Annotated in this window: 22 protein-coding genes, 1 tRNA gene and 1 pseudogene; 11 read left to right on the top strand and 13 right to left on the bottom strand. The window is 70.1% G+C overall.

The window, feature by feature from the left end; translation table 11 throughout:
* Positions 1-47 precede the first annotated feature (47 nt).
* From AC07OQ_RS20930 to AC07OQ_RS20960, 7 genes and pseudogenes are all read right to left on the bottom strand, one after another.
* The gene (locus tag AC07OQ_RS20930) at positions 48-422 is read right to left on the bottom strand and encodes a hypothetical protein (RefSeq protein ID WP_495055077.1); all 375 of its coding nucleotides are present in this window, start codon (positions 420-422) and stop codon (positions 48-50) included.
* Between the two features lie 187 nt (positions 423-609).
* Positions 610-1,173: a hypothetical protein gene (locus AC07OQ_RS20935; RefSeq protein WP_495055078.1), complete on the bottom strand. Its 564-nt coding sequence runs from the start codon at positions 1,171-1,173 to the stop codon at positions 610-612.
* 99 nt (positions 1,174-1,272) lie between these two features.
* On the bottom strand, positions 1,273-1,710 hold the full coding sequence (locus AC07OQ_RS20940; protein WP_495055079.1) for a VOC family protein: 438 nt from the start codon (positions 1,708-1,710) through the stop codon (positions 1,273-1,275).
* An 86-nt stretch (positions 1,711-1,796) separates the two neighbouring features.
* Positions 1,797-3,023 carry an RtcB family protein gene (locus tag AC07OQ_RS20945; protein WP_495055080.1) on the bottom strand — a complete coding sequence of 409 codons (1,227 nt, stop codon included), beginning with the start codon at positions 3,021-3,023 and terminating at the stop codon, positions 1,797-1,799.
* A gap of 69 nt (positions 3,024-3,092) precedes the next feature.
* Positions 3,093-3,218 (bottom strand): annotated as a pseudogene (locus AC07OQ_RS20950) (slipin family protein); the annotation flags it as partial.
* Positions 3,219-3,422: 204 nt separating this feature from the next.
* Positions 3,423-3,497, bottom strand: a tRNA-Glu gene (locus tag AC07OQ_RS20955).
* 280 nt (positions 3,498-3,777) lie between these two features.
* Positions 3,778-3,990, bottom strand: coding sequence for a hypothetical protein (locus AC07OQ_RS20960; protein ID WP_495055081.1), 213 nt, complete (start codon positions 3,988-3,990; stop codon positions 3,778-3,780).
* 76 nt (positions 3,991-4,066) lie between these two features.
* Here AC07OQ_RS20960 and AC07OQ_RS20965 point away from each other — a divergent pair, with 76 nt between their 5' ends.
* The 3 genes from AC07OQ_RS20965 (at position 4,067) to AC07OQ_RS20975 (ending at position 6,298) form a co-directional block, all read left to right on the top strand.
* Positions 4,067-4,432 (top strand): hypothetical protein, encoded by a 366-nt coding sequence (locus tag AC07OQ_RS20965; protein ID WP_495055082.1) that lies wholly within the window; start codon positions 4,067-4,069, stop codon positions 4,430-4,432.
* A gap of 79 nt (positions 4,433-4,511) precedes the next feature.
* Positions 4,512-5,462 (top strand): NAD(P)-dependent oxidoreductase, encoded by a 951-nt coding sequence (locus tag AC07OQ_RS20970; RefSeq protein ID WP_495055083.1) that lies wholly within the window; start codon positions 4,512-4,514, stop codon positions 5,460-5,462.
* A gap of 50 nt (positions 5,463-5,512) precedes the next feature.
* A complete protein-coding gene (locus AC07OQ_RS20975) occupies positions 5,513-6,298 on the top strand; it encodes an alpha/beta fold hydrolase (protein WP_495055084.1) in 786 nt (261 codons plus the stop codon).
* Positions 6,299-6,693: 395 nt separating this feature from the next.
* Here AC07OQ_RS20975 and AC07OQ_RS20980 read toward each other — a convergent pair whose 3' ends face one another.
* Positions 6,694-7,581 (bottom strand): LysR substrate-binding domain-containing protein, encoded by an 888-nt coding sequence (locus AC07OQ_RS20980; RefSeq protein ID WP_495055085.1) that lies wholly within the window; start codon positions 7,579-7,581, stop codon positions 6,694-6,696.
* Between the two features lie 123 nt (positions 7,582-7,704).
* Here AC07OQ_RS20980 and AC07OQ_RS20985 point away from each other — a divergent pair, with 123 nt between their 5' ends.
* The 5 genes from AC07OQ_RS20985 to AC07OQ_RS21005 are packed head-to-tail and all read left to right on the top strand — an operon-like array spanning position 7,705 to position 11,566.
* Entirely contained in the window at positions 7,705-8,892 is a 1,188-nt protein-coding gene (locus AC07OQ_RS20985; protein ID WP_495055086.1) for a muconate/chloromuconate family cycloisomerase, read from the top strand.
* A gap of 13 nt (positions 8,893-8,905) precedes the next feature.
* Positions 8,906-9,184, top strand: coding sequence for a muconolactone Delta-isomerase (gene catC, locus AC07OQ_RS20990; RefSeq protein WP_495055087.1), 279 nt, complete (start codon positions 8,906-8,908; stop codon positions 9,182-9,184).
* 33 nt (positions 9,185-9,217) lie between these two features.
* Positions 9,218-10,198 carry a Bug family tripartite tricarboxylate transporter substrate binding protein gene (locus tag AC07OQ_RS20995; protein WP_495055088.1) on the top strand — a complete coding sequence of 327 codons (981 nt, stop codon included), beginning with the start codon at positions 9,218-9,220 and terminating at the stop codon, positions 10,196-10,198.
* Positions 10,199-10,214: 16 nt separating this feature from the next.
* Entirely contained in the window at positions 10,215-10,916 is a 702-nt protein-coding gene (locus tag AC07OQ_RS21000) for a 3-oxoacid CoA-transferase subunit A (RefSeq protein ID WP_495055089.1), read from the top strand.
* The gene (locus AC07OQ_RS21005; protein ID WP_495055090.1) at positions 10,913-11,566 is read left to right on the top strand and encodes a 3-oxoacid CoA-transferase subunit B; all 654 of its coding nucleotides are present in this window, start codon (positions 10,913-10,915) and stop codon (positions 11,564-11,566) included. The genes AC07OQ_RS21000 and AC07OQ_RS21005 overlap by 4 nt, the downstream gene beginning before the upstream one ends.
* Here the strand turns inward: AC07OQ_RS21005 and AC07OQ_RS21010 are convergent.
* The 3 genes from AC07OQ_RS21010 to AC07OQ_RS21020 are packed head-to-tail and all read right to left on the bottom strand — an operon-like array spanning position 11,511 to position 13,733.
* The gene (locus tag AC07OQ_RS21010; protein ID WP_495055091.1) at positions 11,511-12,440 is read right to left on the bottom strand and encodes an SDR family oxidoreductase; all 930 of its coding nucleotides are present in this window, start codon (positions 12,438-12,440) and stop codon (positions 11,511-11,513) included. The two genes, AC07OQ_RS21005 and AC07OQ_RS21010, sit on opposite strands and share 56 nt — an antisense overlap.
* 28 nt (positions 12,441-12,468) lie before the next feature.
* Entirely contained in the window at positions 12,469-12,957 is a 489-nt protein-coding gene (locus AC07OQ_RS21015) for a DUF1097 domain-containing protein (RefSeq protein ID WP_495055092.1), read from the bottom strand.
* A 23-nt stretch (positions 12,958-12,980) separates the two neighbouring features.
* Complete coding sequence (locus tag AC07OQ_RS21020) at positions 12,981-13,733, bottom strand: SDR family oxidoreductase (RefSeq protein WP_495055093.1); 753 nt, start codon at positions 13,731-13,733, stop codon at positions 12,981-12,983.
* 140 nt (positions 13,734-13,873) lie between these two features.
* Here AC07OQ_RS21020 and AC07OQ_RS21025 point away from each other — a divergent pair, with 140 nt between their 5' ends.
* Complete coding sequence (locus AC07OQ_RS21025) at positions 13,874-14,779, top strand: LysR family transcriptional regulator (RefSeq protein ID WP_495055094.1); 906 nt, start codon at positions 13,874-13,876, stop codon at positions 14,777-14,779.
* Positions 14,780-14,790: 11 nt separating this feature from the next.
* Here the strand turns inward: AC07OQ_RS21025 and AC07OQ_RS21030 are convergent, their stop codons facing one another.
* Positions 14,791-15,687 (bottom strand): LysR family transcriptional regulator ArgP, encoded by an 897-nt coding sequence (locus AC07OQ_RS21030; protein ID WP_495055095.1) that lies wholly within the window; start codon positions 15,685-15,687, stop codon positions 14,791-14,793.
* A gap of 87 nt (positions 15,688-15,774) precedes the next feature.
* Here AC07OQ_RS21030 and AC07OQ_RS21035 point away from each other — a divergent pair, with 87 nt between their 5' ends.
* Both AC07OQ_RS21035 and AC07OQ_RS21040 read left to right on the top strand, forming a co-directional pair.
* A complete protein-coding gene (locus AC07OQ_RS21035) occupies positions 15,775-16,419 on the top strand; it encodes a LysE/ArgO family amino acid transporter (protein ID WP_495055115.1) in 645 nt (214 codons plus the stop codon).
* 84 nt (positions 16,420-16,503) lie between these two features.
* On the top strand, positions 16,504-17,163 hold the full coding sequence (locus tag AC07OQ_RS21040) for an FMN-binding negative transcriptional regulator (protein WP_495055096.1): 660 nt from the start codon (positions 16,504-16,506) through the stop codon (positions 17,161-17,163).
* 64 nt (positions 17,164-17,227) lie between these two features.
* On the opposite strand, the gene AC07OQ_RS21045 is transcribed toward AC07OQ_RS21040, so the two are convergent.
* On the bottom strand, positions 17,228-18,280 hold the full coding sequence (locus AC07OQ_RS21045; protein WP_495055097.1) for a 2-oxoacid:ferredoxin oxidoreductase subunit beta: 1,053 nt from the start codon (positions 18,278-18,280) through the stop codon (positions 17,228-17,230).
* Between the last annotated feature and the right edge of the window lie 36 nt (positions 18,281-18,316).

Raw genomic sequence — 18,316 nt, forward strand, 5'->3', positions numbered from 1 at the left:
GCGTGAGGGCGGCCGGCCGCGGCGGGCGGGCCGGCTGACCGATCTTGCTACTGCCGGTAGGGGTTGTCCGGGCGCCGGTCGTAGCGATCAGGCACGCCGTCGCGGTCGCTGTCGCGATGGCCGCCGTGACGGCGGTGGTGATGGTGCCGGTACTGGCCATAGTCATAGGCCGGCGGGCCGTAGTAATAGACCGGGGCCGGCTGCACATAAACCGGGCGCGGCGGGGGCAGGTAGACCACCGGCGCGGGCTCCACATAGACGGGCGGGGCGTAGTAGACCGGCGCGCCGATGGAGATGGACCACTGCACATTGCTGCGCGCCTGGGCCAGGCCGGTGCCGAGCGCCGCGCCCAGGGCCAGGGCCGCCACCGCGAGCGTCCTGAGGCTGCGCCGTCCCTTGTTCATCGTCGTCATCGTGGTCATGCTTGACTCCTTGCCGACGGGCGACAGCCTTGCTGGCCGCCGCGCCGCCATGTCCTTGTACCCGGTACAACGCTCAAGAGGCCGGCCGCGCCGACGCACAAGATGTAAGCAATGCTTCATGAGGTTGAATCCGGATCGGGGCGGGGCGGCCGGCGGCGCCGGGAGGCGTCCGCCGACATGCCCGCCATCACTCCCGCCTTACCCAGGCCATCTCCCAGTTCATCGCCCAGCTCCTGCCGGCGTCGTACGAGAGCGCCTGCTGCCAGCGGCAGGAGCGCGGCGTGATGCGATCCCAGACGCCGCGCACCAGCATCGGCCGCCCCTGCTCGTCGATCTCCTCCGCCAGGAAGATGCCCGCGCCGCCCTCGAAGCTGCCGGGCATGCCGGGCGGCGTCAGCACGCCGCTCTTGGCGTCGACCCAGAAGTCGCTCCAGCGCTGCCGCTCAAGATCCAGCAGCCGCAGCCCCATGCCGCTGAAGCCGCGCGCCGGAATGCGCAGCTCCTCGACGCTGGCGACGCCGCCCAGGATGCCCCAGCAGCTGGCCTCGCCCTCGAACTCGTCCCAGTGCTCGGCGCCGGCGGGGGTCTCGCCGAGCAGGCGCCGGTGGGCGATCCGCCAGTGGCCGCTCAGGAAGTCGAAGTCGCCCGGCCGGCCCGGCGTGCGCCCGAGCAGGGGCGCTGCCTCGGCCCGCTCGTCTTGGGATGATGATAATGATGGAGAGGGTGAGAAGGATGGAATGGGGTCGGACATCGCAGGCCTCCGTTCGTGCCGGGTCGTGGCTGGCGCCGGCTCGCCCATCGAGCCGAACGCAGGCTGCGAATGCTAGGCAGGCAAGGCTGCCAGGGGCTGTCAGGCTTTTGCCTCGCCCGACACGCCCACCATCCAGCCGACGCCGAACTTGTCGCTCACCATGCCGAACAGCGGCGCCCAGAAGGTCTTGGCCAGCGGCATCGTCACCTGGCCGCCCTGGCCGGCCAGCGCGTCGAAGGCGCGGCGCGCCTCGACCTCGTCGGCGCAGTCCAGCGACAGCGAGAAGCCCTTGAAGGCCGACGCGCTCTCGCTGCCGTCGCACATGCCGTCGGACATCATCACCAGCGCGCCGCCGATCAGGATCGACGCATGCATGATCTTGTTCTCGCTGCCCGGCGGCAGCATGCCGGGCGGCGGCGGCTCGGGGCTTTCCGAGTTGCGCATCATCATCTGCAGCTCGGCGCCGAGCTGGGACTTGTAGAAATTGACCGCCTCTTCGCAGCGGCCGTTGAAGAACAGATAGGGATCGATGCGCATGGCGGTCTCCTGTGGCGCGGGGTGGAGCAGCAACTGTAGGGCGGACGCGGCAGGGAGGAAAGCGGCCCCGCCCTGTTGTGCCGACCTCAGCCCTTCACGCACACCACCTGCTTCAGCGTGTGCACCACCTCCACCAGCTCCCGCTGCGCCGCCATCACCGCATCGATGTCCTTGTAGGCCGCGGGCGTCTCGTCGATGACGTCCTTGTCCTTGCGGCATTCGACGCCCTCGGTGGCGGCGCGATGCTCGGCCAAGGTGAAGCGGCGCTTGGCGTCGCCGCGGCTCATGGTGCGGCCGGCGCCATGCGAGCAGCTCTCGAAGCTTTCTGCATTGCCCTTGCCGCGCACGATGTAAGAGCGCGCGCCCATGCTGCCGGGGATGATCCCGAGCTGGCCCAGCCTGGCACTGACCGCGCCCTTGCGGGTGACGTAGACCTCCGCGCCGTAATGGCGCTCCTTCTGCACATAGTTGTGGTGGCAGTTCACCGCCTCGATATGCGACTGGAAGTTCCTGTGCAGCACGGTCTTGGCCGCCTCGATCACGCGGCGCATCATCACCTCGCGGTTCAGCGCCGCGAACTTCTGCGCCCAGCCGACGGCGCGCACATAGTCGCCGAAGTAGCGCGCGCCTTCCTCGAAGTAGGCCAGGTCGCGATCCGGCAGGTTCATGTTGTGGCGCAGCGCGTCCTGCTTGGCCAGCTCGATGAACATCGTGCCGATCGCATTGCCGACGCCGCGCGATCCCGAGTGCAGCATGAACCAGACGGCCCTCGTCTCGTCGAGGCAGACCTCGATGAAATGGTTGCCGCCGCCCAAGGTGCCCAGGTGGTTCAGATGGTTGGTCCTGGCCAGCTTGGGGTAGTCGCGGCACAGCTCGGTGAACTCGGGCTCCAGCTGCGCCCAGGCGCTGTTCACCGCGCCGGGCGTCTTCTGCCAGGCGCCGGGGTCGCGCGAACCCGGAACCCGGCCATGCGGCACGGCACGCTCGATCGCCGCGCGCAGCGGCGCCAGATTGTCCGGCAGGTCCTCGGCGCGCAAGGTGGTCTTGCAGGCCATCATGCCGCAGCCGATGTCCACGCCCACCGCCGCCGGGATGATGGCGCGCAAGGTCGGGATCACCGAGCCCACGGTGGCGCCGATGCCCACATGCACATCGGGCATGGCCGCGATATGCCTGAAAACGATGGGCAGGCGCGCCGCATTGGCGAGCTGGCGCTTGGCCTCGTCCTCGACCGGCACGCCCTGGGTCCACATCTTCAGCGGCACACCGCCGGGCACAGTCTCGACGACGTGGCTGTCTTGATTCGTATCCATGATTCTTGTCCTTGAGGACCTGCGCGTCACCGCATGCGGGCGCGTAGGACATGAGTGTGACCGGACGGACTAAGGCCTGAGCTTGATCAGGCCATTGAGCACCTGGTCCAGCCCGCCGAAGACCGAGATCTTGTCGATGCGCTCGGCCACGCGCTCCAGCGTTTCCAGCTCCTTCATGCGCAGGACGACGGGGTTGGCCGGCCTTGAATGAATGAACGAGCGAACGATTCTGGTCTCGACGGCAGGCGAGGGTCCCGGCGCTTGCAAGCGCAAGGGCCGAATCCCCTGAGCCAAGGAGACATGTGCTTGCCGGTCACGGGTTCCGGCGCCGCCCAATCCTTGCGGCCGGTTTGCGTCCCGAAAAGCGCGAGCTCAACGCGGGACTTCGGTAAATGTTGTTGGTATCGCGTGCGGGAATCGAACCCGCGTCACCAGGATGAAAGCCTGGTGTCCTGACCACTGGACGAACGCAACCCGGAGCGTCTTGACGGCGCCACGTCATCCGACTTCGGCTGTGCCCGAGCGCGACGCTCCCGTCGGAGCTGGTGTGTCGCTGCACGTGGGGCTGGCCCATTGCGATCGGCCCCGCGCACATCCCGTGCCGCCAACACCATCGCAAGTGCGGCAACGGAGTGCAAGGACACAGCCGAAGTCGGACGATTCAAACAGCGCTGCGCTGAGCGCAAATGCAAGAGGCCCGGATCCTTTCGGAATCCGGGCCTCTGGGGTACAGAGCTTGGAGTGCTGGCGCCTGCTACGCGCCATCCTCTCCCGGATGCAGGAACACCTCGCCGTCGTGCGACGCCGCGAACAGCATCGACGCCGGACGCCCCGCGTGAGCGGCGACTGTCTTGCTGGCGTTGATGATGGGGCGGCGGGTAATCACGATGGGTCCTTTCTTTCCTGGCTGGATCTGGGCCGCTCGCAGCTGGATGTCGAGCGGCGCCGGTTGAACGTTGGAGCGCACTGTAAATAGTCTTTACTCCAGCGTCAAGCGCTTGCGACAATCGCGTCCGTCCCCGCTGTTGTTGTTTTGCACCGCCGTGCCCGATACCACCCTTCTTCGCAGACAGAACGCCCTGGCCCTGTTCCAGGCCCATGCCGAGCAGGCGCTCGCCGCCGGCGCGCCGCCCAAGGGCCTGGAGCAGGCCTTCGCCGCCGTGCTGCAGATCTCGCCCAGCATGTGGAGCCAGATCAAGAGCGCCCGCCCGATCGGCGACAAGCTGGCGCGCCAGATCGAGGTGCTATGCGGCAAGCCGGTCGGCTGGCTGGACGAGAACCATCCCGAGGCGCCGCCCAGCCCGGCGGAGCGCAGCTTCATGGCGCTGGCGCTGGCCGCTTGGCGCGCCAGCAACACGGCCGACCGCAGGGCCCTGCGCGAGCAGCTGCTCATGGCCGCCGAACGCTGATGACTGACGCGGGTGCGCATCGCGGACGACGGGCGCCGGCCGGCCGCGGCTCGCGCGGTCCGACTCCTATGATGGGCGCATGACGACGACAACGAAACCGGGCCCGCTGCTGCTGCTGGTCGCGCTGGCCGACGAGTACAAGGCCCTGCTGCGCGCACGCTTCGAGCTGATCGATGCACCCACCGCCGCGCTGCGCGCCGCCGCCATCGCCGCGCGCGGCGCCGAGATCGAGCTGGTGCTGACCAATGGCGCCACCGGCCTGCGCGCCGACGAGATGGACGCGCTGCCGAACCTGAAGCTCGCGGCCGCCCAGGGCGCCGGCCACGAGACCCTGGACCTGGCCGCGGCCAAGGCGCGCGGCATTGCCGTGTGCAACGGCGCCGGCAGCAACGACAGCTGCGTGGCCGACCACGCGCTGGCCCTGCTGCTGGCCAGCGTGCGCGCGCTGCCGCAGCAGGAAAAGGCGCTGCGCGCCGGCGTCTGGCGCGACGATCTGCCGCTGCGCCCCAGCGTCAACGGCCGCCGTCTGGGCATCCTGGGCTTGGGGCAGATCGGCCGCAAGATCGCGAACCGCGCGCTGGCCTTCGAGATGCAGGTCGGCTATCACAACCGCCGCCCGCGCGCCGATGCGTCGGACTGCCAGTATTTCGACAGCGTGACGGCCCTGGCCGAATGGGCCGATTTCCTGGTGGTCGCGGCGCCCGGCGGCGCCGACACCAGGCACATCGTCAACGCCGAGGTGCTGGCCGCGCTGGGGCCGCAGGGCCATCTGGTGAACATCGCGCGCGGCAGCCTGGTGGACACGGCCGCGCTGGCCGCGGCGCTGGCCGCCGGGCGGCTGGGTGGCGCGGCGCTGGACGTCTATGAGACCGAACCGAAGCCGCCCGAGGCGCTGCTGGGTTTCCCGAACGTGATCCTGACGCCGCATATCGCCGGCTGGTCGCCCGAGGCGATCCGCGCGACGGTGGAGCTGTTCATCGCCAATGTCGAGGCCTGGTCCGAAGGGCGCGAGCTGCTCACCCCCTTGTGACGCGACAGGGCAAGAAGGCGGGCGCATGGCGCACGCGTTAGATTCCACTCATGCAGTCACCTTCTTCTCTGAATTTCATCAAGCAGGGCCAGGGCCCCGTCGTCGTGCTGAGCCATGCGCTCGGCTGTGATCTGAGCATGTGGGACGGCGTGGCCGCCGCACTGCAGGACCGCTACACGGTGCTGCGCTACGACCACCGCGGCCACGGCAGCTCGCCGGCCGGCGACGGCGCCTACGGCATCGACGCCCTGGCCGACGACGCGGCCGCGCTGATCCAGGCCCAGGCCGGCGGCCGGCCGGTGCATTTCGCCGGCCTGTCGATGGGCGGCATGACCGCCCAGGCCCTGGGGGCGCGCCATCCGGGCCTGCTGCGCAGCCTGGTGATCGCCAACTCGGCCAGCCATTACGACGCCGCCGCGCGCACCCTCTGGCAGGCCCGCATCGACATGGTGCTGTCCCAGGGCGTGGCCGCGATCGCCGAGGGCGCGCTGCAGCGCTGGTTCACGCCCGAGTTCCGCGCCGACCAAGCCAACGGCGGTGCGGCCCGCGTCGCCAGGCTGCGCGCGGTGCTGGAGGCCACGCCGGCCGCGCCCTATGCCGACGCCTGCGCGGCCGTGGCCCATATCGATCTGGCGGCCGGCAATGCGCGCATCACCTGCCCCGCGCTGGTGATCGCCGGCACGCGCGACGAGGCCACGCCGCCCGCGATGTCCGAGGCCATCGCCGCGCAGATCCCGGGCGCGCGCCTGGCCACCCTGGACGCCGCGCACCTCAGCGCGGTGGAGCGGCCCGCGGCCTTCGCGGCGCTGCTGGCGGAGTTCTGGTCGAGGCTCTGAGCCGTCGAAGCACGCTGGACTGCATGCGGCACGAAGCGGCCGGTCGGTCACGGTGGGCGGGATCAGGCCACCTGGGTGCTCTGTTCCGCTCCTGTCCCCCGAACCAGGCCGCGCCTGCTCCTCCTCCTTAACCTCGCTTCACAGACCACCCAGCCGTCCTGATCTGGTGGCGCTGGTTTTCTGCGTGACAGGCAGTGCACCGACCCGCCAAGGGTGTCGGGTGAGGGGCGCAGTGAGGTCAAGGATGAGGGCCGGACCGCAGGCCCGGTCCGGGGGACGCGAACGAAGCTCCTCGCCCGATGCCCTTGGCCTGCTCAACAGCCGCTTCGTGCCGCCACCCGACGGCGAGTGCTCCTGCTTCCGGTGCTTTTGAGCGCAGGCCGCGCGAGACACCGTCAGCCCAGCGGCGCTCCGGCGTGCAGCAGGGCCGCGAACTCGCGCGCCGCCGCGCTGCGCGAGGCGCCGCGGCGCCACAGGATGCCGGCATGGCGCAGCAGCGCCGGCCCGCTCAGCGCCACCGCGTGCAGGTCCGGCGCCTGCTGGCGCGCCGCGCGCTCCGGCACGATGCTGGCCAGGCTGCCGTGGCGGCACAGGCTCAAGAGCGACTCCACCGGCTCCATCTCCACCTGCACCCGCGGCCGGGCCACGCCGGCCTGGCGAAGCGCCTCGTCGATCTGGCGGCGCATCGCGAAGCTGCGCGGCAGCAGGGCCAGGGCGACGCCGTCCAGCGCCTTCAGCGCCAGGCTCTTATGCCGCCCGGCCAGGGGGTGGCCGGGGCCGACCACCAGCAGCAGGCGCTCGTCGAACAGCGGCTCGGCCTCGATGTCGGCATGTTCGGCCGGGTAGGAGGCGATGCCCAGATCCAGCTCGCCGTCCAGCAGCAGCTGTTCGATCGGCGCGGCGCGCAGCGAGCGCACCTCGATCGCCACGCCCGGATGCGCGCCGTTGAAGGCCGCCACCGTGGCGGCCACGCTGTTCAGGAAGGTCGGGAAGGCGCCGATCGTCAACCGCCCCGAGCGCAGCCCGTCCAGCTCGGCCAGCGCCATGCGGCCGGCCTCGACCTCCTTCAGCGCACGCAGCGCATAGGCGCGGAATTCCTCGCCGGCCTGCGAAAGCTTCAGCCCGCGGCCCAGCCGGTCGAACAGGGCCACGCCCAGCTCCTGCTCCAGCTGGCGCAGGCCATGCGACAGGGTCGATTGCGTGACGAACAGGTTCTGCGCCGACTGCGTCAGGTGCTCGGTGCGGGCGATGTCGAGGAAGTAGCGCAGCTGGCGGATCTCCATGGGCCGATGCTAGTGCCACTCATCGAAGTTACCGAACGGTCGATCCTAAATAAATCATTTTTCATCGGTCTTCATCGGCCCTAGTCTTGGCCCGTATTCACGCCAAGCACGAGGTCAGAACCCATGACGGCTCCCCAGCGGATCGAGCGCATCACGGCTCGCATCCTGGACATCCCCACGATCCGGCCGCACAAGCTGTCCTTCGGCGCGATCAGCCGCCAGAGCCCGGTGATCGTGCAGCTGTGGCTGGCCGACGGTGCCTGCGGCTTCGGTGAAGCGGCGACGATAGGCGGCCCCTCGTGGAACGAGGAATCGCCCGAGAGCATCAAGCATGCGATCGACGCCTATCTGGCGCCGGTGCTGATCGGCGAGGACGGCGGCCTGTTCGGCGCCGCGCTGGCGCGCATGGACGCGGCCTGCAGGGGCAATGCCTTCGCGAAGAGCGCGGTCGAGATGGCCCTGATCGACGCGGTGGCCCGCACGCTCGGCCTGCCGGCCTGGCAGCTGCTGGGCGGCAAGCGCCATCAGAGCCTGCCGCTGGCCTGGACCCTGGCCAGCGGCGACGTGGCGCGCGACCTCGAGGAAGCCCAGCTGCGCCTGCAGCAGAAACGCCACCGCATCTTCAAGATGAAGATCGGCGCGCGCGCGCCGGAGCAGGACCTGGCCCATGTGGCGCAGATCGCGCGCGGCCTGGCCGGCCAGGCCACGCTGACCGTGGACGTCAACCAGGCCTGGGACGGCGCTAGCGCGCGGCGCTACCTGCCCGCGTTGATCGAGGCCGGCGTCTCCCTGATCGAGCAGCCGGTGGCGAAGTGGAATGTGCCGGCGCTGAAGACGCTCACCGCCACCCTGGGCGACCGCGCCGCCATCATGGCCGACGAGACTGTCTGCACGCCGCAGGACGCTTTTGTGCTGGCGCGCGAGCAGGCGGCCCAGGTGTTCTCGCTGAAGGTGGCCAAGCATGGCGGCCTCTTGCGCACCCGCGAGGTGGCCGCGGTGGCCGAGGCCGCCGACATCGGCTGGTACGGCGGCACGATGCTGGAGACCTCGATCGGCAGCGCCGCCTCGGCCCATGTGTTTTCAACGCTAGGCCCGCGCCACCATGGCTGCGAGCTGTTCGGCCCGCAGCTGCTGGTGGACGACCTCGTCGCCCAGCGCATGGAGATCCGCGACTTCGAGCTGCAGCTGCCCGACGGGCCCGGCTTCGGCGTCGAGGTCGACCTGGCCCAGCTGGAGCGTTTCGACCGCGCCCGCACGGGCCTGACGCCCACCCATATCGACCTGGGCCACGCGCCCGGGACCAAATCCTGAGAGGAGACAAGCGATGCTGTTCCTGGTCCGCATGGATGTGAACATCCCCCACGAGCTGCCCGTCGAGCAGGCCAATGAGATCAAGGCGCGCGAGAAGGCCTACTCGCAGGAGCTGCAGCGCGACGGCCGCTGGCGCCATCTGTGGCGCGTGGTCGGCGAGTACGCGAACTACAGCGTCTTCGACGTCGCCTCCAACGACGAGCTGCACCGGCTGCTGTCGCAGCTGCCGCTGTTCCCCTATATGAAGCTGCAGGTCACGCCGCTGGCGCAGCACCCCTCGGCGATCGCCTGACTTTTCACAACGCATTCCGGAGACAAGCCCACCATGCAACGACGCCACCTGCTGGCCGCCACCCTGATCGCCGGCCTGAGCGCCGCCGGCTTCGCGCAAGCCCAGTCGGCCACCGACTGGCCCAACAAGCCGGTGCGCTGGGTCGTACCCTTCCCGCCCGGCGGCGCGATGGACGCGATCGCGCGCATCCTCGGCGAGCGGGCCGGCCAGGCCCTGGGCCAGACCTTCGTGATCGAGAACAAGGCCGGCGCCGGCGGCAATATCGGCGCCGACCTGGTGGCCAAGGCTCCGGCCGACGGCTACACGATCATGATCACCTCGATCGGCATGGCCACCAACAAGCCGCTGTACAAGAAGCTCACCTACGACCCGGTCAAGGACTTCGCGCCGGTCAGCCTGCTGGCCGTGGTGCCCAATGTGCTGGTGACCAACGGCACGCAGCCGAACATCAAGAGCGTGGCCGACGTGATCGCCGCCGCACGCAAGGCACCGGACAGCCTCACCTATGCCTCGGCCGGCAACGGCACCTCGATCCACCTGGCGGGCGAGATGTTCACCTCGCTGGCCAAGGTCGAGATGATGCATGTGCCCTACAAGGGCAGCGGGCCGGCGGTCAGCGATCTGCTGGGTGGCCAGGTGAACTACATGTTCGACAGCATCACCTCGGCACGCAACCATATCCAGTCCGGCAAGCTGCGCGCGCTGGCCGTCACGACGCCCAAGCGCTCGAAGAGCCTGCCGAACGTGCCGACCATGGCCGAGGCCGGCGTGGCCGGCTACGACGTCTCGCCCTGGTTCGCGGTGTTCGCGCCGGCCGGCACGCCCAAGCCCGTGATCGCCAGGCTCAACAAGGTGCTGCTCGAGACGATGAAGCAGCCCGAGGTGATCGAGCGCCTGGACGCGATCGGCGCCGAGCCGGTGGGCTCCACGCCCGAGGCCCTGGCCGCGCACCTGGCGCGCGAGTCGGCGATGTGGACCCAGCTGATCACCGAACGCAACATCAAGCTGGACTGAACTTCCGGAGCCCCATGTGATCAACAAGATCGCCGCTTCGGTGGCCGAGGCGCTGGCCGGCACGCCGGACGGCGCCACCGTGCTGATCGGCGGCTTCGGCACCGCCGGCATTCCCGCCGAGCTGATCGAGGGCCTGATCGAGCAGGGCGCGCGCGACCTCACGGTGGTCAACAACAACGCCGGCAACGGCGAGACCGGCCTGGCCGCGCTCCTGAAGACCGGCCGGGTGCGCAAGATCATCTGCAGCTTCCCACGCCAGGCCGACAGCCAGGTCTTCGACGCGCTGTACCGCGCCGGCAGGATCGAGCTGGAGCTGGTGCCGCAGGGCAATCTGGCCGAACGCCTGCGCGCCGCCGGCGCCGGCATCGGCGCCTTCTACACGCCCACCGGCTACGGCACCGAACTCGCCAAGGGCAAGGAAACGCGCGTCATCGACGGCAGGCCGCAGGTGCTCGAGTACCCGATCCACGGCGACCTGGCGCTGATCAAGGCCGAACGCGGCGACCGCTGGGGCAATCTGGTCTACCGCAAGGCCGCGCGCAACTTCGGCCCGGTGATGGCCACCGCAGCCAGGCGCACGATCGCCAGCGTGCACGAGATCGCCGAGCTTGGCACTTTGGACCCGGAGGCCATCGTCACGCCGGGCATCCATGTCTCGCGCATCGTGAAGATCGAACGCGTCGCCACCCAGGCTGGCGGCTTCAAGGGGGCAGCATGACGAACCCGTATCGGAAACGCGGCAAGGACGAACTGGCGCGCCGCGTCGCGCAGGACATCCATGACGGCGCCTATGTGAACCTGGGCATCGGCATGCCGACCCTGGTGGCCAATCACCTGCCGGCCGGGCTGGAGGTGCTGCTGCACAGCGAGAACGGCGTGCTGGGCATGGGCCCGGCGCCGGCCGCCGGCGACGAGGACTACGACCTGATCAATGCCGGCAAGCAGCCGGTCACCCTGCTGCCCGGCGGGGCCTATTTCCACCATGCCGACAGCTTCGGCATGATGCGCGGCGGCCATCTGGACATCTGCGTGCTGGGCGCCTTCCAGGTCTCGGCCACCGGCGACCTGGCCAACTGGCACACCGGCGCGCCCGACGCGATCCCCGCGGTGGGCGGCGCGATGGACCTGGCCATCGGCGCCAAGCAGACCTGGGTCATGATGGACCTCCTGGACAAGCAGGGCCGCAGCAAGCTGGTCAGCGCGTGCAGCTACCCGCTGACCGGCATCGGCTGCGTCAAGCGCGTCTACGGCGATCTGGCGACCCTGGAGTGCACGCCCCAGGGCCTGCGCCTGATCGACAGGGTCGAAGGGCTCACGCACGCCGGGCTGGAGCGCCTGCTGGGGCTGCCGGTGCAGCAGCAGGCCTGAGCAGGTCGGCGATGCCGATGCGCAGCGCAAACTCCTCGCGCACGCGCTCCGCCACCTCGGTGACCGCGCCGGCGCCATCGTCGATGAAGTCGATCAGCGCGCGGAAGGGCCGTTCGCCCTGCGGCAGGCCGACGATGCGCACCACCTCGTCGGCTACCGCCTGCGGGTCGGCATGCCCGGGCGTCAGCGCCGCCAGGCGCTCGCCGACCCGGTCCATCACGCCGTCATAGCGTGATGCATAGGCCGCCGCGGTGGCCGCGTCGGCCGGCTTGCCGGCACTGGGGAAATGCGCGGTGCCACGGGTGAAGGCGCCGGGCACGACGATCGAGGTCTCGATCCCGAAACGGGCCAGCTCGTAGGACATGCTGACGGCCATCGAGTCCATCGCTGCCTTGGCGGCCGCGTAGGGCCCCAGGAAGGGCGGGAAGCCGCCGCGCACCGTGGTGCTGCTGATCCACAGCAGCAGGCCGCGTTCGCGTTCCCGCATCGCCGGAAGGGCCGCGCGGTTGACACGCTGGGCACCGAGGAAATTGCTGTCCAGCACCTTGGCGATCTCCTCCGGCGTGAAGGCCTCGCCGGGGCCGACCACCAGGTGGCCGGCGTTGTGCATCACCGCGTCGAGCCGGCCCTGCTCGGCCAGGATGCGGGCGACGGCGGCATCGGCCGAGGCCTGGGACAGCACGTCCAGTTCGACGGCGCGCAGGTCCAGGCCCTGGGCGAAGCTCCAGTCACGCAGCTCGCGCGCCTTGGGCGCGTTGCGGCCCGCGGTGTCGCGCATGCTGGCGTAGACGGTGTGGCCGGCCTGGGCGAGGGCGCGGGCGGAAAGCCGGCCGATGCCGGTGGCGGCGCCGGTGACGAGGATGACGGATTTCATGATGAACGGGCTTTCGGCAAGTTGAGGGTCAGGACGCCCGGGCCAGGCGCTGCTGGGCGCGATGGGCGGTCCAGGCAGCCAGGGAGCCGAGCACGGCGGCACCGGCCAGTTCGGCAACGGAGGCCAGCGTGGGTTGCAGATGCGAGGCGAAGAAGGCGATCAGGCCGAGGAAGTAGCCGAGGACGTTGTTCAGCACCGGCAGCGCCCGCAGCGAGACCACCGCCATTGCGACGCCGAACACCACCAGGGGCAGAGCCCCGGCGCCCAGCGACGGGGCCAGGCTGCGCAGCGCCAGCGTGGCGGCGGCGCCGATGCCCAGGCCCAAGGCCACGCACAGCGCGTTGCCCAGGCCGTCGCGGGCGCTCAGGCCGCGGGTGAAGAAGGCAACCCAGCCGATGAACATGGCCCAGACCGGCAGGCTCAGCGCCGCGCTGAGGCCGGCGGCCGCGGCGGCGGTGAGGGCGGCCGCCGCGGTCAGCAGCGTGAAGCGGACGGGGGAGGACTTGTTGGCTTGCATGCCTTGCGCTCCTCTCGTGCGGCTCAGACCAGGCCGCCGTTGGCGCGCAGGGTCTGGCCATTGATCCAGCCGGCCTGCGGGCTGACCAGGAGGGCCACGGTATCGGCGATGTCCTCGGGCCGGCCCAGGCGCTCCAGCGGCGCGGCCTTGGCCAGGCGCTCGATGGTCTCGGGCGTCTTGCCGTCCAGGAACAGCGCGGTGGCGGTGGGGCCGGGGGCGACGGCGTTGACCGTGATGTGCCTGCCGCGCAGCTCCTTGGCGAGGATGTTGCTCATCACCTCGATCGCGGCCTTGGTGGCGGCATAGACCGAATAGCCGGGCAGGGCCAGGCCGATCACGCTGGTCGAGAAGTTGACGATGCGGCCGCCGCTGTGCAGCCGCGTCGCGGCCTCGCGCAGCGTGTTGAAGCTGCCCTTCAGATTGACGGCGATCAGGCGGTCGAAGGTGTCGTCGTCGGTGGCCGCCAGGGTGGGCAGGCCGGCCGGCATGATGCCGGCGTTATTGACCAGCACGTCGACGCGGCCGAAGGCGGCGATGGCGGCCTCGAACAGGCCGGCCACCTCGGCCGGGCGGGACACGTCGGCCTGCACCGCGACGGCACGGCCGCCGGCGGCGGCGATGCCGTCCACCACCTGCTGGGCCTCGTCGGCCCGGCCGGCGTAGTTGACGACGACGGCATAGCCATCGGCGGCCAGGCGGGCGGCGATGGCGGCACCGATGCCGCGCGAGGCGCCGGTGACGATGGCGGCTTGTTGTTGGGCCTTGGCGTTGTTCATGGCGAATTTCCTTGTCGGGTTGAAATCTGGGTCGGTCTGGCTTTGCTGAACCAGTGAGGGCATTGTTTTGTTTTCGATGGATTCGATAAACTGGCTTTGATTGCCATGACTATCCAATTCATATAAACAATCAGGCCGCCATGGACCGTTTTGATGCGATGCAGGTGTTCGTGCGGGTGACGGAGCTGAAGAGCTTCACCAGGGCGGCCGAAGCGCTGCAGCTGCCGCGCGCCACCGTCACCCATGCGGTGCAGCAGCTGGAGCAGCGCCTGGGCACACGCCTGCTGCACCGCACCACCCGCCAGGTCAGCGCCACCCTGGACGGCGAGGCCTATTACCAGCGCTGTCTGCGCCTGCTGGCCGATGTCGAGGAGGCCGAGGCCGTCTTCGGCCAGGCGGCGGCCAAGCCGCGCGGCAAGCTGCGGGTGGACCTGCAGGGCACGCTGGCCCAGCATTTCCTGCTGCCGCATCTGGGCGAGTTCTGCGAGCGCTATCCGGAGATCGAGCTGGAGATCGGCCTGGGCGACCGGCTCAGCGACCTGGTGCGCGAGAGCATCGACTGCGTGCTGCGCGCCGGCGAACCCCGGGACTCATCGATGGTGGGGCGGCGCGTGGCCCGGCTGGAGCAGCTGACCTGCGCCAGCGCCGCCTATCTGGCCCGGCATGGCGAACCGCTGAGGCCCGAGGACCTGCTCGCCCGGGGCCACCGTGCGGTCAACTACCTGGGCAGCGGCGGCAAGGCCCTGCCCTTCGACTTCATCGCCCCCGGCAGCGGCGAGCGTTTGGCCCTGCAGCTGCCCGGCACGGTGCTGGTCAGCAGCGCCGAGGCCTATGCAATGTGCTGCGAGGCCGGCCTGGGCCTGGTGCAGCTGCCGCGCTACCACGTCGTGCGCGCGCTGGCCGAGGGCCGGCTGCGCGAGGTGCTGGCCGACTGGCGGCCGGCGCCGATGCCGGTCTCGGTGCTCTACCCGCATCAGCGCCAGCTGTCGCAGCGGGTGCGGGTGTTTGTGGATTGGGTGGCCCAGCGGATGCAGCGGAACGGGTGACGTTCAAGCCGTCATGGCGTCAGGAGCGCGTCGCGCGCCGCCGACAGCACCGCGCTTGTCAGGCGGTCCAGCAGCCCCGAGGCCGCGCGTGCATGCTGCCAATGCAGGGCAATGTCCAGCGGGGTGTCCGGCACGAGTTCGACCAGGGTGCCTTCCTCCAGTTCACGGGCGATCATGGCCTCGGGATGGAGTCCCCAGCCCATGCCGGCCACGGCGGCGGTCACGAAGGCATGGGAGGACGGCAGGGTGTGGCGCGGCAGTTCCACATGCCGATGGCACTGGCGCCGCGCCCAGCGGGCCTGCAGTTCATCCTTGGTGTTGAAGACCAGGCTGGGCGCCGAAGCCAGCGCGCCGGCACCGACGCCGTCCGCGAAGTGGCGCTGCACGAAGGCGGGGCTCGCGGCCGCGCGGTAGCGCATGGCGCCCAGCGGGCGGCTGTTGCAGCCGGCGGCCGGCCGCGCCGACGCGGTCACGGCCGCCAGCACGGCTCCGCTGCGCAGCCATTCGCTGGTGTGGTCCTGGTCGTCCACCGCCACCTCCAGCAGCACCGGGCTGTCCGCCGCGAAAGCGGCGAGGGCCGGGGCTGCCCAGGTCGCCAGGCTGTCCGCGTTCACGGCGATGGGCAGCGGGACGCGCGCCGGTCCGTCGGACGACAGCGCCGGCAATGCCGTGTGGAGTTCCTGTTCCAGCAAGCGCACATGGTCCACGTGCTGGCACAAGCGGCGCCCCGTCTCCGTGGCCGTGCAGGGCTGGTCCCGGACCACCAGGGCGCAGCCGACCCGCTCCTCCAGCAGGCGGATGCGCTGCGAAATGGCGGAAGGGGTGACGTGGAGCGCGCGCGCCGCGCGCTCGAAACTCCCTTCGCGCACCACAGCGGCCAGGGCAGACAGTGCGGCGTAATCGAGCATAGATTAGTTTTGCTAACTTTGGCTTAGTTAAGTTAGTTTGTCTTCATTGGCGGGGGCTGGCAAGCTGTGTACATGACAAGCGCTCCCATGGCCGCCATGGCCACCTCCCCGGCCTTCGCCGTATTTCTCCAGGGCCTGACCCTGAGCCTGGGCCTGATCGTCGCGATCGGCGCCCAGAACGCCTTCGTGCTGCGCCAGGGCCTGCGGCGCGAGCATGTGGGCGGCGTGGTGCTGTTCTGCGCCACGGCCGATGCCCTGCTGATCTCGGCGGGCGTCCTGGGCATGGCCCAGGCCTTGGGGGAACGCCCGGGCCTGGCCCGGGCGCTGGCCCTGGTGGGCGCGCTGTTCCTGGCCTGCTACGGATGGCTGGCGCTGCGCCGCGCCAGGAGCCCGGGTCAGCTGAGGGCGGCGGAAGGCGGCGAGGGGCTGGGCCGGGCCGCGGTCCTGGCACAGGCGGTGGCCTTCACGCTCCTGAATCCGCATGTCTACCTGGACACCGTGCTGCTGGTGGGCAGCATCGGCGCGCAGCAGCCCGTGCCGCTGCGCGGCTGGTTCATTGCCGGGGCCAGCGTCGCCAGCGCGGTCTGGTTCGGGCTGCTGGGCTTCGGGGCCCGCTGGCTCGCGCCCTGGTTCGCACGGCCGAAGGCATGGCAGGTGCTGGACAGCCTGATCGGCCTGACCATGCTGGTGCTGTCGGCCATGCTGGTCCGGCACGCGATCTGGGGCTTCTGAGCACCCCCAAACCTGCCGCTCCGCGCCAGGCCCCCGAGGGGGCAAGCAAACTCGGGAGCGGCCCTTCGTTTGCTTGAGGCAGGTATGTACATCAGAAAGGAACACGCGCTCACGGCCCCTCGGGCGCTCCTTGCGCTGATGGCCTCGCACCCGCTGGGCGCCTGGGTGTGCCAGGGCGCGGACGGGCAACTGATCGCAAACCACATTCCATTCGTCCTGGATCGCAGCAAGGGGCCGCTCGGAACCCTCGTCGGGCATGTGTCGCGCGCCAACGGGGTATGGCGCGAACTGGCGCCGGGCCGGCCGTCCGTCGTGATGTTTCAGGGGCCCCAGTCCTATGTCACGCCGGCCTGGTATCCCGGCAAGGCGGAGCATGGGGAGGTCGTGCCGACCTGGAACTATGCCGTCGTGCACGCCCACGGCATCGCCCGCTCGATCGATGACCGCGACTGGCTGCTCGGCATGCTGGACCGGCTCACGGATGCGCAGGAGGCCGGGCGGACCGAGCCCTGGCGCATTGCCGACGCGCCCGCGCCCCTCATCGACAAGCTCATGCGCGCCGTCGTCGGCATCGAGATACCGATCGACCGCCTCAAGGGCAAGCTCAAGGCCAGCCAGGACGAGGCTTTGCAGGACCGGCTCGGCACCGTCAGGAGTCTGCTGCAGATGCCGGGCAGTGAAGCCAGGCTGATGGGCGTCCTTGTCGAGACGGCCTTGGATGCTGGCCGGCCGGAACCGCGATGAGGCCTACGGCTCCTGCGGCTCCAGGGAGGCGCGCAGGCTTCCTGGCGCCGCCGGACGCCGCCCCCTACCGCAAGGCGCTGTTGATCTTCGCCAGCGCCGCCGCGCCCGGGCACAGCTCGCGCTCGCCCAGCCGGTTCAGCGGCGCGGCCACGGTGTTCAGGCCCCGGTGCATGTCGCGCGCCCGCGGGTCCACGAAGAGCAGACCGGTGGCGATCTCGCCGGCGGCCTGCAGCGCGGCTACCTGGTTCATCGCGCCGATGCGGTCGGTCGGGTCGTAGTCGGGCCTGACGCGGCGCAGCCGCATCTGGCCGCCATCGGGCTGCGGAACCAGGATCACCGCCTCGTCGCCGCTGGCGGCCTGCTCGGGCGCCAGGTCCATGAAGTCGATGCGGTTCACCGCCTCGTTGTGCTCGCGCACATAGTCGTAGCTGCGCGTGCTGCCGGCATGGTTGTTGAAGGCCACGCAGGGGCTGACCACATCGATGAAGGCGGCACCGCCATGCCGGATCGCGCCCTCGATCAGCGGCACCAGCTGGCCCTTGTCGCCCGAGAAGCCGCGCGCGACATAGGTGGCGCCCAGCTGCAGCGCCAGGCTCACCAGGTCGATCGCGGCATCGTTGTTGGTCGCGCCCTTCTTGGCCACCGAGCCACGATCGGCGGTGGCGCTGAACTGGCCCTTGGTGAGTCCGTAGACGCCGTTGTTCTCGACGATGTAGACCATGCGCACGCCGCGGCGCATCGCATGGGCGAACTGGCCCAGGCCGATCGAGGCCGAGTCGCCGTCGCCCGAGATGCCCAGGTAGAGCAGCTCGCGATTCGCCAGGTTGGCGCCGGTCAGCACGCTGGGCATGCGGCCGTGCACGGTGTTGAAGCCATGGCTGGCGCCGAGGAAGTAGTCCGGCGTCTTCGAGCTGCAGCCGATGCCCGAGAGCTTGGCGACGCGGTGCGGCGCGATGTCCAGCTGCCAGCAGGCCTGCACGATGGCGGCAGAGACCGAGTCGTGGCCGCAGCCGGCGCACAGGGTCGAGACCTTGCCCTCGTAGTCGCGCCGCGTGTAGCCGACCGCGTTCCTCAGCAGCGATGGATGGTGCAGCTTGGGCTTGGCGAGATAGGTCATGCGCGCTCCCTTCGTCCAGATTCCTTGCTTCCTTGC

The organism is Roseateles sp. GW821-FHT09B06 (assembly GCF_059418245.1).